This is a genomic window from Rhizobium sp. Pop5, assembly GCF_024721175.1.
In the GTDB taxonomy this organism is placed as follows: domain Bacteria; phylum Pseudomonadota; class Alphaproteobacteria; order Rhizobiales; family Rhizobiaceae; genus Rhizobium.
Window position 1 is genome coordinate 700,376 of the sequence record NZ_CP099399.1, and the last position, 13,391, is coordinate 713,766.

Consider the following 13,391-nt stretch of genomic DNA (forward strand, 5'->3'; position numbering starts at 1 on the left):
GGCCAATGTCACACATCAATCAACTGAAAATGAAGATTTTAGTCGCCGCAGCTTCTGGCGGCTGAACATCACTTTCGGTAAACCGTTGTTCCATGATGATTATTTCTGCAGCTTCGCGCCGCTTTTTAATCGCGGCCATTTCGGCGGTCACCGCAGTTGTTCCCTTTCACCAGGCCCATGCGGAAATGAGCGCCTGGGCGGAAAACGAGGGCGGCCGCATGCGGCTTGTGGCCTTGCCGGCTGATGCCAGCGGCAAAATCCGCGCCGCCCTTCAGATCGAGCCTAAACCTGGCTGGATCACCTATTGGCGAGAGCCCGGCAACAGCGGCATTCCGCCTGAAGTCACGATCGCGCCGGAGAGCGGCGTCACGCTCGAGGCCATGGCCTATCCCGTTCCCAAGCACTTCTTCAACGGCTCGATCGAGGATATCGCCTACGACGCGCCGGTGACCCTGCCGCTTTCGCTGAGGGCGGCGGGCAAAGGCCCGGTCGACATTAACGCTGCCGCCTTCATCGGGATCTGCAAGGATATCTGCATTCCCTTCCAGGCGAATTTCTCGCTGAAGCTTGGTGCTGCCATGCAGTCGCGCCCGGAAGAAGACGCGATCCTTCAGGCCGCCGATGCGAGGTTGCCGAAGCCGCCATCGGCGAATTTCGGCGTCACCGCGCATGCCATGTCGCCCGATATGAAGCTGCTGTCGCTGACGCTCGCTTTGCCGGGTGATGGAACGGATGCTCCCGATATCATCGTCACCGGCCCGAGCGGCCATGCCTTCACCAAGCAGATCGGCGGCAGGCGCGACGGCGCCACCTTCAAGACCGAGATAGCAATCGGCAAACTGCCTCAAAATTACGATATATCAGGCAAGCGCTGGGGCGTGCTCGTCATCGATGGCAATAGGGCGATGGAGACCACTCTTGTCTTTGAATGACCGCGTCTTATAGTCGCCTCGATCCCTGCGGCGTCCACCGCCGCCAAGCCAGCCCTTAGCGGCGCGAGCCGCAACCAGAAGCCAAGGAGAGAACTATGACCATCGCGATCGGCGACAAGCTTCCCGCTGCCACCTTCAAGGAAAAGACGGCTGACGGCCCGGTTGAAATCACCACGGATCAGCTTTTTGCAGGCAAGCGCGTCGTGCTCTTTGCCGTGCCGGGCGCGTTCACGCCCACCTGCTCGCTGAACCATCTGCCGGGTTATCTCGAAAATCGCGACACCATCCTCGGCAAGGGCGTCGACGACATCGCCGTAATCGCGGTCAACGACTGGCACGTCATGGGCGCCTGGGCACAGTCTTCTGGCGGGCTCGGCAAGATCCATTTTCTCGCCGATTGGGATGCCGGCTTCACCAAAGCTGCCGGGCTCGATGCCGACCTCTCCGCCGGCGGCCTCGGCCTCCGCTCCAAGCGCTATTCGATGCTGGTGGAAGACGGTGTCGTGAAAGCCCTCAATGTCGAGGAAAGCCCCGGCCAGGCGACGGTCTCGGGCGCTGCCGCGATGCTGGAACAGCTCTGATCTTCGGTTCCTCACGGACGAAGGGCGACCGTTGGGTCGCCCTTTTTGTATGAGCATGATGCTTCACGTTCAGGCAGTACCCGCCGAGGCAAATGCGAACCCAGACTGAACCGCGCCACAGAAAATGATGCCGATGATCGCCCCCTGCGTGCCAAACGCGCCACCGATTCCTGCTCCGGCGGAAGCGCCAGCGAAGTCCTGAACGATGACCTTTTGAACTGTCGGCCAATCGACGTCGGCAAGAAGTTCAGCCGCAGTTCTAATGCTGCTGCGGTAGATTTCGACGATATAGGCGGTCACCTCCGTCAACAGTCCTTGAGCCGAGCCGATCACCTCTTCGACACGCTCCTGCAACTCGGCTCTCGATTTCGCGGAGAACGCCATCTCGATGAGCTGAACGAGAAGCTTGCGCTGGTCTTGATTGATCACGCCTCTTTCCATCAACTGATCGATGAGGCGGATGAGATTGTCCATGTTGAAAGGCTGCCGATCCGGCGTGGCTTGTCGTTGCGCCGTGACATATCGGCTGTGGAGGGCGCCGGCTTGTTCCGGCGTCAGCTGGATCGTCGCTTGTATTTGCCCCTCTTGCGCCTGCGTTTGACGAGCAAGCAGCAGCATCGCCGCGCTGATACCGCCGATCTGCAGCACCTCTCTTTTGGTGATCACCCCTTCCATCGCGTCCCCCTCGGCAACGGTTGCAAAAAATGACGATGAAAATCATAGCGGGCATTCATATATTAGCAATAACTAGTATTGGCTAGGATGGGGCTGCATCCCTTCGGGTGATTGCGCATCAAGGGTCAGACAAAGGTCGCCTTCGCCGCCGATCGCAGGCGGCGTCGATGTTCGCGCGGTTCTTCGGTTGCCCTTTAGTCTATGATCGCCTAAATCTCGCCGCAATCGTTATAACATAACCGTAATGTTATTACATTGTAGGATTAATCATGCCCTCCAACCCATACCGCCCCTTCGTCAGCCTGCTGGGACAATCGGCTTTCTCAAGGGCGATCGGCATCGCGCTGATCATCGCCATCCTCTGGCTGGCGATCCACTGGGCGGTTCTCTTGCCATGACGCCGCTGATCCGTCTGGATAATCTGACGGTCGCCTATCACAGGCATCCGGCCATCCATCATGTCTCCGGCTCCTTTACATCGGGCAGCCTGACAGCGATCGCCGGACCGAACGGGGCGGGGAAGTCGACGCTGCTGAAGGCGATCATGGGCGAGCTTCGTCCCGCCGAAGGCAGAGTCGAGCACCGGCTTGATCGGGCGGAGTTCGGCTATCTCCCGCAAGCGGCCGAGATTGACCGCCGCTTTCCGATTTCGGTCATCGACACAGTCATGCTCGGGGCATGGAAGAAAACAGGGGCCTTCGGCCGCATCGCGCCCAGCGAGGCGAAAAGGGCAGGCGAGGCGCTTGCCGCCGTCGGCCTCGAAGGCTTCGGCTGGCGCCATGTCGGATCGCTCTCGGTCGGCCAGTTCCAGCGCGTGCTCTTTGCCCGCCTGTTGCTGCAGGATGCCAGCATCATCCTGCTTGACGAGCCGTTTACGGCGATCGACGCCCGCACGACGAAGGATTTGCTCGATATCGTCATCCGCTGGCACGGCGAGGGCCGCACGGTTATCGCCGTTCTGCATGATTTCGAGCTGGTTCGCGCGCATTTTCCGCAAACCCTGCTGCTTGCCCGTGAACTTGTCGGCTGGGGTCCGACCGCCGACGTCATGTCGGCGGCCAATCTCGGGAGGGCGCGCGCCATGGCCGAGCGCTGGGACGAGGATGCCGCGACCTGCCGACCTGAAGAGGCGCCGGCGGCATGACGGCTTATGATCTCTTCCTCGCACCATTTTCCGATTTCGGCTTCATGCGCCGCGCGCTCGTCGCCTGCCTTTGCCTCGGACTCGGTTCAGGACCGATCGGCGTCTTCCTGATGCTGAGGCGCATGAGCCTGATGGGAGATGCCATGAGCCACGCCGTGCTGCCGGGCGCTGCGATCGGTTACCTCGTCGCCGGCTCGCTGTCGCTGACGGCAATGGGCCTCGGAGGCCTTGTCGCCGGCCTGTCGGTGGCGCTGCTTTCCGGCGCCGTCAGCCGGATGACCGTGCTGCAGGAAGATGCAAGCTTTGCCAGCTTCTATCTGGCGTCGCTGGCGCTCGGGGTGCTGATCGTCTCACTGCGCGGCTCGAATATCGACCTGCTGCATGTGCTCTTCGGCACCATCCTGGCGATCGATGCACCAGCCCTTTATCTGATCGGCGCAATCACCTCACTGACGCTCGTCATCCTTGCCTTCATCTATCGGCCACTGGTGGCGGAATGCTTTGATCCGGGGTTTCTTCGCGCCGTCGGCGGGCGCGGACCCGTCTATCATGTGCTCTTCCTGCTGCTCGTGGTGCTGAACCTTGTCGCCAGCTTCCAGGCGCTCGGCACGCTGATGGCGGTCGGCCTGATGATGCTGCCGGCGGCCGTCGCTCAGCTCTGGTCGCGCAGACTGGCCGTCATGATGGCAATTGCGGCCGTCAGCGCCGCCGCATCCGGCTATCTCGGCCTGATCGCCTCCTACCATTTCGAACTCGCCTCTGGCCCGACGATCATCATGACCGCGGCTGTGATTTACGCCTTTTCTATTCTTTTCGCGCCCTCCGGCCTTGCCAGGCGTTTCTTTCCCCGCCCGCATCTGAAGGGCTGATCCCAAGGAGACTTCGATGAACCCACACAGACTGTTTTTCTCCGCAGCAATTCCCGTTTTGATGGCTATGTCGGCCGTGCCTGCCTCTGCCGAAACGGTGAAGGTGGTCGCTTCGTTCACCGTGCTCGCCGATGTCGTCAAACAGGTCGGCGGCGAGCATGTAAGGGTGACGAGCCTCGTCGGCCCGAACGGCGATCCCCACGAATTCGAGCCGTCGCCAGCCGATGCGAAGAATTTGAACGCGGCGCAGCTTACTTTCGTCAGCGGCGAAGGGCTGGAAGGCTGGATGGACAGGCTGATTGCCGCCTCGGGCTATAAGGGCACGCCGGTCACCGTCTCCGAAGGCATCGACACCCGCACCATGGAAGAGGACGGCGAGACGATCACCGACCCGCATGTCTGGAACAGCCCCGTCAACGTCAAGGTCTGGGTCGCCAACATCGAAAAGGCGCTGTCAGCTGCCGACCCGGCCGATGCCGCCGCCTTCAAGGCCAATGCTGAGAAGTACACGAAGACGCTGGATGAACTGAACGCCTATGCCCATTCGAAATTCGACAAGATAGCGGACGACCGCCGCAAGGTGCTGACGAGCCACGATGCCTTCGGTTATTTCGGCCGCGAATACAATGTCAGCTTTCTCGCGCCCCTTGGTCTGTCGACCGAAAGCGAAGCATCGGCAGCCGATGTCGCCAAGCTGATTGAACAGATCAAGAGCGAGCGCGTGAAAGCCTATTTCTTCGAGAATTCCAACGATCCACGCCTCGTCAAGCAGGTCGCAAAGGCAACCGGTGCGGAGCCCGGCGGCGAACTCTATGTCGAATCCCTGTCCGACGCCAAGGGTCCGGCGCCGACCTATGAAAAGATGTTCCGACACAATGTCGACCAGCTCGCCGCCGCTATGGCGAAATCAAGCTGACGATCGGGGATTAAATATTGAGGTCGAAGACCAGGATGCCCGCAAGGCCTCCATCCGTCGACGAGACGATGCGCTCGCCGACGGATACATGCTGGGGATGGATCAGATAGGCATCCCGCACCTCGGGGCTTTCAAAGGTCACAGCAAAACCGTCGACGAAGCCCGCATGCAGCCCTTCGGGTGAGACGTTCGGCCCGTATTTGATGTCCAATATGCCGGGAATGACCTGTTTCAAGGCGACGATCGCGTCGAACAGCGATTGCTTGTCATCGCTTGTCATTGCCGTCTTCAGTCGCAGGAATACGCAATGCAGGATCATCATGGTCCTCCCGATGTCTTTGCGGGCAGAATAGCGGCGAAAGCTGCAAGGGCAATGAGTTTATTTCGCGCAAATGTTGCGTCGCCGGGAGCGGGCCTGGATCGGCCGGATTACATCTGGTCGGTCTTGGCGAGCGGGCGCTTGTAGATCTTCTGAACGAGATCGCTCGCCAGCGCGCGTGCTTCGTCCTTCTGGCTTGCCGTCATTGGCCGGCAGGTGTTCCTGGTGTTGGAGCGGTCGAGCACCGTCGTAGAACCGGAATTGGCGATGACGAGATGCCAGCTGCATGATGCGACCCGGTCTTTGATCACAGCGCCATGGCAACCTGTCGATAGGCAGAATGCGACGGTCGCCTGCGCGCCGTGATTGCCTTTATACGCCAGCTCGACGGCAGTCTTGAAATCCTTGACCCAACGCTCGCAGGTCGCCTGTTTTTCCCCCGATGGGCAGCTTTTGGTGACGGAAGCGACGTCACCGGCCTGAAGCGGCGAGACGCAGAAAATGCCGATCGCAAGGGCGAGCAGAAACTTGAGCATTAAATTCTCCTTATCAAGGGAGAAGAGGCGCACATCGCGGGCCATCGGTCAATGGCCTTCGACAAAAGGGAAGGGGCGCGCCGCCGCGGCGCGCTGGAAGCCGATGGGACCGGCCGAGTTCCTCAGGCGCGTTTGGTCAGCGGAAACCGATCCCGAAGCAGGCGCAGGATCGATTCGGAAGGCATCGGCGGTCCGAAATGATAGCTCTGCCCGTAGTTGCAGCCCATCTTGGCGAGTTCGATCGCATCCTCGTTGGATTCGATTCCCTCCGCCACCACCTTCATCTCCAACTCGCGCGCCATCGATATTACGGATTTGAGGACGGTCGCCTTCTTGTCGCTGCTGCCGCGCACTAGCGCCTTGTCGAGTTTGATGGTGTCGAAGGGGAAGCGCGTGAGATAGGCAAGCGACGAATAACCGGTGCCGAAATCGTCGAGCGCCAGCCCAATGCCGGCTTCTTTCAGTTTCTGCAGCACCAGGCGGGCCTGTTCCGGATTTTCCATCACCATGGATTCCGTCAGCTCGAGCTTGAGGCGCGAGGGCTCGCAATGCGTCTTGGCGAGGACCGAGCGCACGTCGTCGTAGAGTTCGTTGTTGAGCAACTGCACGCTGGACAGGTTGATCGAAACGAAGATCGGCAGTTCGCCTGTCTGGCTCTGCCAGCTCATCAGATCGTTGGTCGCCTGTTCCAGTGCGAACATGCCGAGCGGACCGATGATATCGGAAGCCTCCGCGATCGGAATGAATTCGGACGGCGGGATATTCCCTCGCTTGGGATGCTCCCAGCGCATCAGTGCCTCGAAACCGGCGATCTCGACATCCTCCAGCCGCGCGATCGGCTGGTAGACCATCGACAATTCCCTCCGCTCGATGGCGCGCCGCAGATCCGTTTCGAGCTGCAGGCGGTCGGTGCCGAAATCGCGGAAGGCCGGCTGGAACGGCTCGACGCGGTTGCCGCCGGCCCGTTTTGCCCGGTACATCGCAAGCTCGGCATCGCTGAGCAGGCCGCTGGCGCTCTCTTGCCGGTCCACCCAGGAGGCGAGCCCGATCGAGGCCGTCAGGATGATCTCACGATTGGAGAAATTGATCGGCACCATGATCGCCTTGCTGATCGCATCGGCGAAATCCGCGACCTTGGTCGGATTGTGCTCGGAAACGAGGATGAGGCCGAACTGGTCGCCGGCAAGGCGCGCCAGCGTGTCCTGCGGTTTCAGCAGCCGACGCAGGCGCCGCGTCAGCGCAATCAGGATGTTGTCGCCAGCCGCCACGCCGAGCGCATCGTTGACCAGCTTGTAGCGATCGATATCGATCACCATCACGGTCGGCCGCAGCGTTTCCCCGCCCGGCGCCAGCGCCAGCACCGCCTGCAGGCGGTCGAGGAAGACCTGCCGGTTCGGAAGACCCGTCAGGTTGTCATGCAACGCATCGTGTAACAACCGCTCGACGGAATTCTTCTGCTCGGTCACGTCGACGATCGTGCCGACGCAGCGGATGATCTCGCCGTTCGAGCCGAGCACCGGCCGGGCGCGGATCAGCAGCCAGTGGAAATGCCCGTCCTCGGCGCGGATGCGGAACTCATGGTTCAGCCGCCCGCGGCGATGCTCAAGCAGCACGTCGAGTGTGGCCCGGAACCGGTCGCGATCGTCGGGGTGCAGTCGCGGCAGCCAGTTGCGCGCCGCGCCATGCATAGTGCCAGGCGATAGGCCGAGCTTGATCGAGACGTCGGGAATGGTGACGACGCGGTCGCGCGCCACGTCCCAGTCCCAGACCATGTCGCCGGAGCCGGTGAGCGCCAGCGACTGCCGTTCGAGATCGGAAAACAGTCCCTGCTGGAAGGCGCCGCCGGCAAAGGCGTGCTGCATGACGGTGAAGCCGATCAAAAGCACGATCAGCACGAGGCCGCCGCCAAGGGCCGGCTGGATGATGTCGTTGTCGAGCCGGCCGGTGACCGTCAGCCACGCGCCGAACAGCCAGACGAGCGTCAGCGCCCATGCGGGCACAAGCAGAATGGCGCGGTCATAGCGATTGAAGCCGAGATAGATGATGAGCAGCAGGCCGGTCGCCGCTGTCAGCGCGAAGGAAAGCCTGGCGATGCCGGCCGCGATCGACGGATCGTAGATCGCCACGCCGAAGAGCAGGGCAAGGCCGAGCACCCAGGCGAGCGTGGCGTAGCCGAGATGCGCATGCCAGCGGTTGAGGTTCAGATAGGTGAAGAGGAAGATGACGAAACTCGACGCCAGCGCTACCTCCGCGCAGGCGCGCCAAATTCGCTGGTCCGCCGAGGCGACGCTGATGAGCTTGCCGAGAAATCCGAAGTCGACGCAGATATAGCCGAGCACCGCCCAGGCAAGCGCTGCAGTCGCCGGCAGCATCGAGGTGCCCTTGACGACGAAGAGGATGGTCAGGAACACCGCAAGCAGGCCGGCGATACCGAGCACGATGCCGCGATAGAGCGTGAAGGCGTTGATCGTGTCCTTGTAGGCGTCGGGTTCCCAGAGATAGATCTGCGGCAGCTCCGGCGTCGACAGTTCGGCAACAAAGGTGATGACCGCGCCGGGGTTCAGCGTGATGCGGAAGACGTCGGCTTCGTCACTCGGCTGCCGATCCAGCGCGAAGCCTTCGCTCGGTGTGATCGCGATGATGCGCTGCGAGCCGAGATCCGGCCAGAAAAGCTTGGAATTGACGAGGCGGAAATGCGGCGCGACGATCACGCGCTCGAGCTGTTCTTCCGAAACGTTGGCGAGCGCAAAGACTGCCCAATCGCCCTGATGGTTCTCCGAGCTTGCCCGAACCTCGATGCGGCGGCGGATGCCGTCGGCGCCAGCGGCTGTCGAAACCTGGAAGGCCTCGCCCTGGTTGGCATAGATTTCGGTTGTCGCGGTCAGATCGAGTGCGGTGTCGTCACGGGAAATCTTCACCGGTTCGGCCGCTTGGGCAACGCTCGCCATAAAGGTGAAAGCTGCCAGGAAAAAGGCTGCGATCACCGCGATCACTCGTCCGGACGGTGACTTGGGCAGCATGCGGTCTCTGGTCATCGGCTGTCGGTTTTCCTGCCTTTATCCGTATCGGTGACAAGACGTGAAAACATCACATGATCGTGCCACTGACCGTTGATCTTCAAATATCCGCGCAAATAGCCTTCCCGCTGAAACCCGGCCTTTTCAAGCAGGCGGATGCTGCGCGCGTTATCTGGAATACAGGCTGCTTCGATACGGTGCAACTCAAGCCCGGAGAAGATGTAAGGAATAACCATTTGCAGGGCGGCGAACATATGCCCCTGGCCGGCATGGCGTTCGCCCATCCAGTAGCCGATCATGCAGCTTTGCGCCGCGCCACGCCTGATGTAGCCGATGGTGACGCCGCCGACGAGCGTCATATTGTCCTTGAGGAAGATGAACAGCGGAATCGCCTGGCCCGATGCATATTCCTGCTTTCCACGGATGACGCGGGCGCGATAGGCACCTTCCGTCAACTCGTCTCGCCGCCAGGTCGGCTCCCAGGGTTCGAGGAATTTGCGGCTTTCGGCGCGCAGCCGGTGCCACTGATTGAAATCCTGGTAGCGCGGCAGGCGCAGCAGATACCGGTCATTCTCCAGCTCCACCGCTTCCGGCTGCCGCGACAGGAAGCGAAAAACCGATTTTGGCATCGATCACTCCCGGCAGGACGGACGGCGGCTCAGAGGCTTGCCTGCATCGTCTTCGGTGCCGGGACCGAAAGCGAGGCCTTGATGTCTTCCATCGGCGCGAGCTGCTCCAGCGGCCCGATCGCCGAAAGCGTCGGCACCGTGTCGTAGAACAGCCGGCCGGCAAGGTCGGTCAGCCGTTCGATGGTAATGCCTTCCAGCCGTTCCATCATTTCAGGATTGGAGATCGGCCGGCCGTAGAGCATCATCTGCCGGGCGATCTGCCCAGCCCGGGCGGCGGGACTCTCCTGGCCCATCAGCAGCTGGGCGCGGATCTGGGCGCGGGCGCGCTCGATTTCCTTCTGATGGATCTGATCGGCGGATTTGTGCAGCTCGTCGATGATGACAGGCACCAGCTCCGGCAGGTTCTCGCCGCCGGTCGCGGCATGAATGCCGAAGATGCCGGTGTCGGAAAAACCCCAATGGAAGGCATAGACGGAATAACAGAGGCCGCGGAACTCGCGCACTTCCTGGAAGAGCCGGGAGGACATGCCGCCGCCGAGGATATTGGCGAGAATCTGCGAGCAGTAGAAATCGCGGGCATGGTAAGGCTTCCCCTCGAAACCGAGCAGGATCTGCGCATCCATCAGGTCGCGCGGTTCGCGCACACTTCCGCCGATGTAACGCGCCGCTTCCATGACCGGCGGGGCAGAAGGCTGGGTTGGCAGGCTCGCGAAGCGATCCTCGACCATGCGCACGAATCCCTCGTGCTCGACGGCGCCGGTCGCGACCACGAACATGCGGTCGGTCGTGTAGTTGCGGCCGAGATAGGTGCGGATCTGCTGCGGCGTGAAGGAGACGACGGTTTCCGGCGTGCCGAGGATCGGCCGTCCGAGCGTCTGGTCGCGATAGGCAGCCTCCGAGAACCGGTCGAACACCACGTCGTCGGGCGTATCGTTGGCGGCGTTGATCTCCTGCAGGATCACCTGCTTCTCGCGCTCCAGCTCCTCCTCCTCGAAGGCGGATTCCGTCAGGATGTCGGCGAGAATGTCGACAGCAAGGGGAACGTGGTCCTTGAGCACGCGGGCGTAATAGGACGTCGTCTCGGTCGAGGTCGCGGCATTGACTTCGCCGCCGACATCCTCGATCTCCTCGGCGATCTGGCGGGCCGAGCGGCGCGCCGTACCCTTGAAGGCCATGTGTTCGAGCAGGTGCGCGATGCCGTGCTCGTCTTCCGTTTCGTTACGCGATCCTGATTTGATCCAGACTCCGAGCGCGACGCTTTCAAGGTGCGGCATGGTCTCGGTGACTACTGTCAGCCCGGATTTGAGCCGGGTGCACTCAACTGTCATTGGCTATCTTTCTGCGCCTGCCGTCGTTTCGCCGCGGGCGTGCTTGCCGATAAAGGTTTCTACGGCCTTGAGCTCCGGTTTGATGATCTGGAAGCGCTCCTCCCTGTGCATGAGATCAGCAAGCCACGTCGGAAGCGCCGGGTCAATACCGGAGGCGGATTTTACGGCGGCGGGGAATTTCGCCGGATGTGCGGTCGAAAGCGTCACCATCGGCGTATTCGGCTTCTCCTTCTTGGCTGCGACGAAGACGCCGATCGCAGAATGCGGATCGAGGAGATAGCCGGTCTCGGCATGGGTCTTTCGGATCGTTTCGGAGACCTGCTTTTCGCTGGCGCGCCCGGCACGGAAGTCGCGGCGGATCGTCTTCAGCGCTTCAGGAGCGATCTCGAAACCGCCCGATTGCTTGAGGCTGTCCATCGCCGCGCGCACCTTGGAGGCGTCACGGTCATAGGCTTCGAAAAGCAGGCGTTCGAAGTTCGACGAGATCTGGATGTCCATCGAAGGCGAACTCGTCGCCTTGACTGCCTTCATGTCGTAGCGGCCGGTCTTCAGCGTCCGCGTCAGGATGTCGTTCTCGTTGGTGGCGATGACAAGCCGGTCGATCGGCAGGCCCATGCGCTTGGCGCAGTAGCCGGCGAAGATGTCGCCGAAATTGCCGGTGGGCACCGTGAACGAGACCTTCCGGTCCGGTCCGCCGAGCGCGATCGACGCCGTGAAATAGTAGACGATCTGGGCCATGATGCGCGCCCAGTTGATCGAGTTGACGCCGGATAGACGAACCTTGTCGCGAAAGGCCACGTCATTGAACATCGCCTTCACCAAGTTCTGGCAATCGTCGAAATTGCCCTCGACGGCAAGCGCATGCACATTCGACGCGGTCGAGGTCGTCATCTGCCGCTGCTGCACCGGCGAAACCTTGCCGTGCGGGAAGAGGATGAAGATGTCGGTGCGCTCGCGGCCGGCGAATGCGTCGATGGCTGCGCCCCCGGTGTCGCCCGAGGTTGCTCCGACGATCGTCGCCCGCTCGCCGCGCTTTTCCAGAGCATAATCCATCAGCCGTGCGAGCAGCTGCATCGCCACGTCCTTGAAGGCGAGCGTCGTGCCGTGGAAGAGCTCCATGACGAAGCTGTTCGGCCCGGTCTGGACGAGCGGCGCGATCGCCGGATGGCGGAAAGTGCCATAGGCTTCGTCGATCATCGCCCGGAAGGTGTCGTCGGGGATTTCGCCGTTTGTAAAGGGCGACAGGATGGTGAAGGCGATCTCCTGATAGGTCTTGCCCCGCAGGCTGCGGATTTCCTTCTTGGAAAAACTCGGCCATTTTCTCGGAACGTAGAGCCCGCCGTCGCGCGCAAGCCCCGTCAGCAGGGCGTCGCAAAAGCCGAGGGAAGGGGCCTCGCCGCGGGTCGAGATATAGTCCACGTTCGTCATCCTTGATCTATCGCTGGAGGAAATTCGGGGCGGCGTGAGCGCAGCCGCGGTCCGCCGGAAATCGGGAAGGTGCCGTCTTGGAGGCGAGCATCGCAGGTATCCTGTTGAAGTTGCCTGCGTCCGGCTTCGAAAAGTGCATCAAAACGGTGCTTACCCAATCGATTTTTCTTTGCGCCGCTGATATAGACCATCGCAAACCGTCATGAAAGGCCCTGCGAAAAAGACATGGGGCCTCCAAGAAACGCTTGTACAAGGGATGGAATATGGTGCTCGGCAAGGTCTCGCGTCTCATCGTCTCCGCATCTTTTCTTGCCCTGCTCTCTAGTTGCAATTCGCTCGGTATCGGCGGCGACAGCAAGTCGGCGGCGCCGACGCAGCCGAACGGCACGGCCCAGATCATGCCGCTCGCACCCGCCAACCCGTCCTCGAACAATCCTTCGATCGGCACGGCCAAGACCGCGCAGGGCACCGTCGCCCCGGTCGTCCAGGGCGCTTGCCCGCAAATCTTCATGCGCGACCAGGATGCGATCTTCCGCACCTACGCCAAGGGCAAGAAGGACGATCCCCAGCAGATCGTCTTCCAGGCCTCCTTCGGCGATTACACCCGTCAGTGCACGCTGAATGACACGAACCTGACGATGACCGTCGTTGCCCAACTGCGCCTCGTCGCCGGCCCGGCCGGGGCGCCAGGTTCTGTGACCCTGCCGATCCGCATCTCCGTCGTCGACGGCGACACCGTGCTTTATTCCGAGGTCACCAAGTTCCCGACCGAGATCCCGCCGGGTGCGCCGGGCACGCAGGTCATCTTCCGCAAGGACGGCATCAAGATGCCCGTCGGCTCCGGCTCATTGGTGCGTGTCAATATCGGCTTCGACACTCAGCCGGCAAAATCCAAGAAAAGCAGCTAGAGCAACGCGGCTTCGGATAGTCGAAACATTCGATCGCACCGGGCAGATTCTTGACCGGGCAATTGGATGACGTGATCCCGTCCACGATCTTCCAGGACAGTTGCCGTAG

At 61.5% G+C, this 13,391-nt stretch carries 16 protein-coding genes; 7 read left to right on the forward strand and 9 right to left on the reverse strand.

Annotated features, from left to right (window positions below):
* Nucleotides 1-19 precede the first annotated feature (19 nt).
* Entirely contained in the window at nucleotides 20-151 is a 132-nt protein-coding gene (locus NE852_RS05545) for a hypothetical protein (RefSeq protein WP_258156728.1), read from the reverse strand.
* Between NE852_RS05545 and NE852_RS05550 the strand changes: the two genes are divergently transcribed.
* On the forward strand, nucleotides 93-932 hold the full coding sequence (locus NE852_RS05550; protein ID WP_008529221.1) for a protein-disulfide reductase DsbD domain-containing protein: 840 nt from the start codon (nucleotides 93-95) through the stop codon (nucleotides 930-932). The genes NE852_RS05545 and NE852_RS05550 overlap by 59 nt on opposite strands.
* Nucleotides 933-1,027: 95 nt before the next feature.
* On the forward strand, nucleotides 1,028-1,513 hold the full coding sequence (locus NE852_RS05555; RefSeq protein ID WP_008529220.1) for a peroxiredoxin: 486 nt from the start codon (nucleotides 1,028-1,030) through the stop codon (nucleotides 1,511-1,513).
* Between the two features lie 69 nt (nucleotides 1,514-1,582).
* Here the strand turns inward: NE852_RS05555 and NE852_RS05560 are convergent, their stop codons facing one another.
* On the reverse strand, nucleotides 1,583-2,188 hold the full coding sequence (locus NE852_RS05560) for a hypothetical protein (RefSeq protein ID WP_008529219.1): 606 nt from the start codon (nucleotides 2,186-2,188) through the stop codon (nucleotides 1,583-1,585).
* A gap of 269 nt (nucleotides 2,189-2,457) precedes the next feature.
* On the opposite strand from NE852_RS05560, the gene NE852_RS05565 reads away from it, so the two are divergent.
* Genes NE852_RS05565 through NE852_RS05580 form a run of 4 tightly spaced genes read left to right on the forward strand, consistent with a single transcriptional unit; the run spans nucleotide 2,458 to nucleotide 5,117 of the window.
* Complete coding sequence (locus NE852_RS05565; RefSeq protein ID WP_008529218.1) at nucleotides 2,458-2,586, forward strand: hypothetical protein; 129 nt, start codon at nucleotides 2,458-2,460, stop codon at nucleotides 2,584-2,586.
* A complete protein-coding gene (locus tag NE852_RS05570) occupies nucleotides 2,583-3,332 on the forward strand; it encodes a metal ABC transporter ATP-binding protein (RefSeq protein WP_008529217.1) in 750 nt (249 codons plus the stop codon). The genes NE852_RS05565 and NE852_RS05570 overlap by 4 nt, the downstream gene beginning before the upstream one ends.
* The gene (locus NE852_RS05575) at nucleotides 3,329-4,201 is read left to right on the forward strand and encodes a metal ABC transporter permease (RefSeq protein ID WP_008529216.1); all 873 of its coding nucleotides are present in this window, start codon (nucleotides 3,329-3,331) and stop codon (nucleotides 4,199-4,201) included. The genes NE852_RS05570 and NE852_RS05575 overlap by 4 nt, the downstream gene beginning before the upstream one ends.
* A gap of 16 nt (nucleotides 4,202-4,217) precedes the next feature.
* On the forward strand, nucleotides 4,218-5,117 hold the full coding sequence (locus NE852_RS05580; RefSeq protein WP_008529214.1) for a metal ABC transporter solute-binding protein, Zn/Mn family: 900 nt from the start codon (nucleotides 4,218-4,220) through the stop codon (nucleotides 5,115-5,117).
* A gap of 10 nt (nucleotides 5,118-5,127) precedes the next feature.
* On the opposite strand, the gene NE852_RS05585 is transcribed toward NE852_RS05580, so the two are convergent.
* The 7 genes from NE852_RS05585 to NE852_RS05615 all read right to left on the reverse strand — a co-directional run bounded on the left by NE852_RS05585 (nucleotide 5,128) and on the right by NE852_RS05615 (nucleotide 12,565).
* Entirely contained in the window at nucleotides 5,128-5,436 is a 309-nt protein-coding gene (locus tag NE852_RS05585) for a Dabb family protein (RefSeq protein ID WP_008529212.1), read from the reverse strand.
* Between the two features lie 110 nt (nucleotides 5,437-5,546).
* Nucleotides 5,547-5,972: a hypothetical protein gene (locus tag NE852_RS05590; RefSeq protein ID WP_037172224.1), complete on the reverse strand. Its 426-nt coding sequence runs from the start codon at nucleotides 5,970-5,972 to the stop codon at nucleotides 5,547-5,549.
* 122 nt (nucleotides 5,973-6,094) lie between these two features.
* Complete coding sequence (locus tag NE852_RS05595; protein ID WP_008529206.1) at nucleotides 6,095-9,007, reverse strand: sensor domain-containing phosphodiesterase; 2,913 nt, start codon at nucleotides 9,005-9,007, stop codon at nucleotides 6,095-6,097.
* Entirely contained in the window at nucleotides 9,004-9,618 is a 615-nt protein-coding gene (locus NE852_RS05600; protein WP_008529205.1) for a GNAT family N-acetyltransferase, read from the reverse strand. Before NE852_RS05600 ends, NE852_RS05595 begins: the two co-directional genes overlap by 4 nt.
* A gap of 29 nt (nucleotides 9,619-9,647) precedes the next feature.
* Complete coding sequence (locus tag NE852_RS05605; RefSeq protein ID WP_008529204.1) at nucleotides 9,648-10,946, reverse strand: pitrilysin family protein; 1,299 nt, start codon at nucleotides 10,944-10,946, stop codon at nucleotides 9,648-9,650.
* A gap of 3 nt (nucleotides 10,947-10,949) precedes the next feature.
* Nucleotides 10,950-12,374 (reverse strand): threonine synthase, encoded by a 1,425-nt coding sequence (thrC, locus tag NE852_RS05610; RefSeq protein WP_008529202.1) that lies wholly within the window; start codon nucleotides 12,372-12,374, stop codon nucleotides 10,950-10,952.
* Nucleotides 12,371-12,565 (reverse strand): hypothetical protein, encoded by a 195-nt coding sequence (locus NE852_RS05615; protein ID WP_128623562.1) that lies wholly within the window; start codon nucleotides 12,563-12,565, stop codon nucleotides 12,371-12,373. The genes thrC and NE852_RS05615 overlap by 4 nt, the downstream gene beginning before the upstream one ends.
* A 72-nt stretch (nucleotides 12,566-12,637) precedes the next feature.
* Here NE852_RS05615 and NE852_RS05620 point away from each other — a divergent pair, with 72 nt between their 5' ends.
* A complete protein-coding gene (locus NE852_RS05620; RefSeq protein ID WP_258156277.1) occupies nucleotides 12,638-13,282 on the forward strand; it encodes a hypothetical protein in 645 nt (214 codons plus the stop codon).
* Nucleotides 13,283-13,391 lie beyond the last annotated feature (109 nt).

Bases quoted from the DNA above. Each gene is read 5' to 3' on its own strand.
- NE852_RS05550 (WP_008529221.1), top strand. From the start codon at position 93: ATGATGATTATTTCTGCAGCTTCGCGCCGCTTTTTAATCGCGGCCATT.
- NE852_RS05555 (WP_008529220.1), top strand. From the start codon at position 1,028: ATGACCATCGCGATCGGCGACAAGCTTCCCGCTGCCACCTTCAAGGAA.
- NE852_RS05560 (WP_008529219.1), bottom strand. From the start codon at position 2,188: ATGGAAGGGGTGATCACCAAAAGAGAGGTGCTGCAGATCGGCGGTATC.
- NE852_RS05565 (WP_008529218.1), top strand. From the start codon at position 2,458: ATGCCCTCCAACCCATACCGCCCCTTCGTCAGCCTGCTGGGACAATCG.
- NE852_RS05570 (WP_008529217.1), top strand. From the start codon at position 2,583: ATGACGCCGCTGATCCGTCTGGATAATCTGACGGTCGCCTATCACAGG.
- NE852_RS05575 (WP_008529216.1), top strand. From the start codon at position 3,329: ATGACGGCTTATGATCTCTTCCTCGCACCATTTTCCGATTTCGGCTTC.
- NE852_RS05580 (WP_008529214.1), top strand. From the start codon at position 4,218: ATGAACCCACACAGACTGTTTTTCTCCGCAGCAATTCCCGTTTTGATG.
- NE852_RS05585 (WP_008529212.1), bottom strand. From the start codon at position 5,436: ATGATCCTGCATTGCGTATTCCTGCGACTGAAGACGGCAATGACAAGC.
- NE852_RS05590 (WP_037172224.1), bottom strand. From the start codon at position 5,972: ATGCTCAAGTTTCTGCTCGCCCTTGCGATCGGCATTTTCTGCGTCTCG.
- NE852_RS05595 (WP_008529206.1), bottom strand. From the start codon at position 9,007: ATGACCAGAGACCGCATGCTGCCCAAGTCACCGTCCGGACGAGTGATC.
- NE852_RS05600 (WP_008529205.1), bottom strand. From the start codon at position 9,618: ATGCCAAAATCGGTTTTTCGCTTCCTGTCGCGGCAGCCGGAAGCGGTG.
- NE852_RS05605 (WP_008529204.1), bottom strand. From the start codon at position 10,946: ATGACAGTTGAGTGCACCCGGCTCAAATCCGGGCTGACAGTAGTCACC.
- thrC (WP_008529202.1), bottom strand. From the start codon at position 12,374: ATGACGAACGTGGACTATATCTCGACCCGCGGCGAGGCCCCTTCCCTC.
- NE852_RS05615 (WP_128623562.1), bottom strand. From the start codon at position 12,565: ATGGTCTATATCAGCGGCGCAAAGAAAAATCGATTGGGTAAGCACCGT.
- NE852_RS05620 (WP_258156277.1), top strand. From the start codon at position 12,638: ATGGTGCTCGGCAAGGTCTCGCGTCTCATCGTCTCCGCATCTTTTCTT.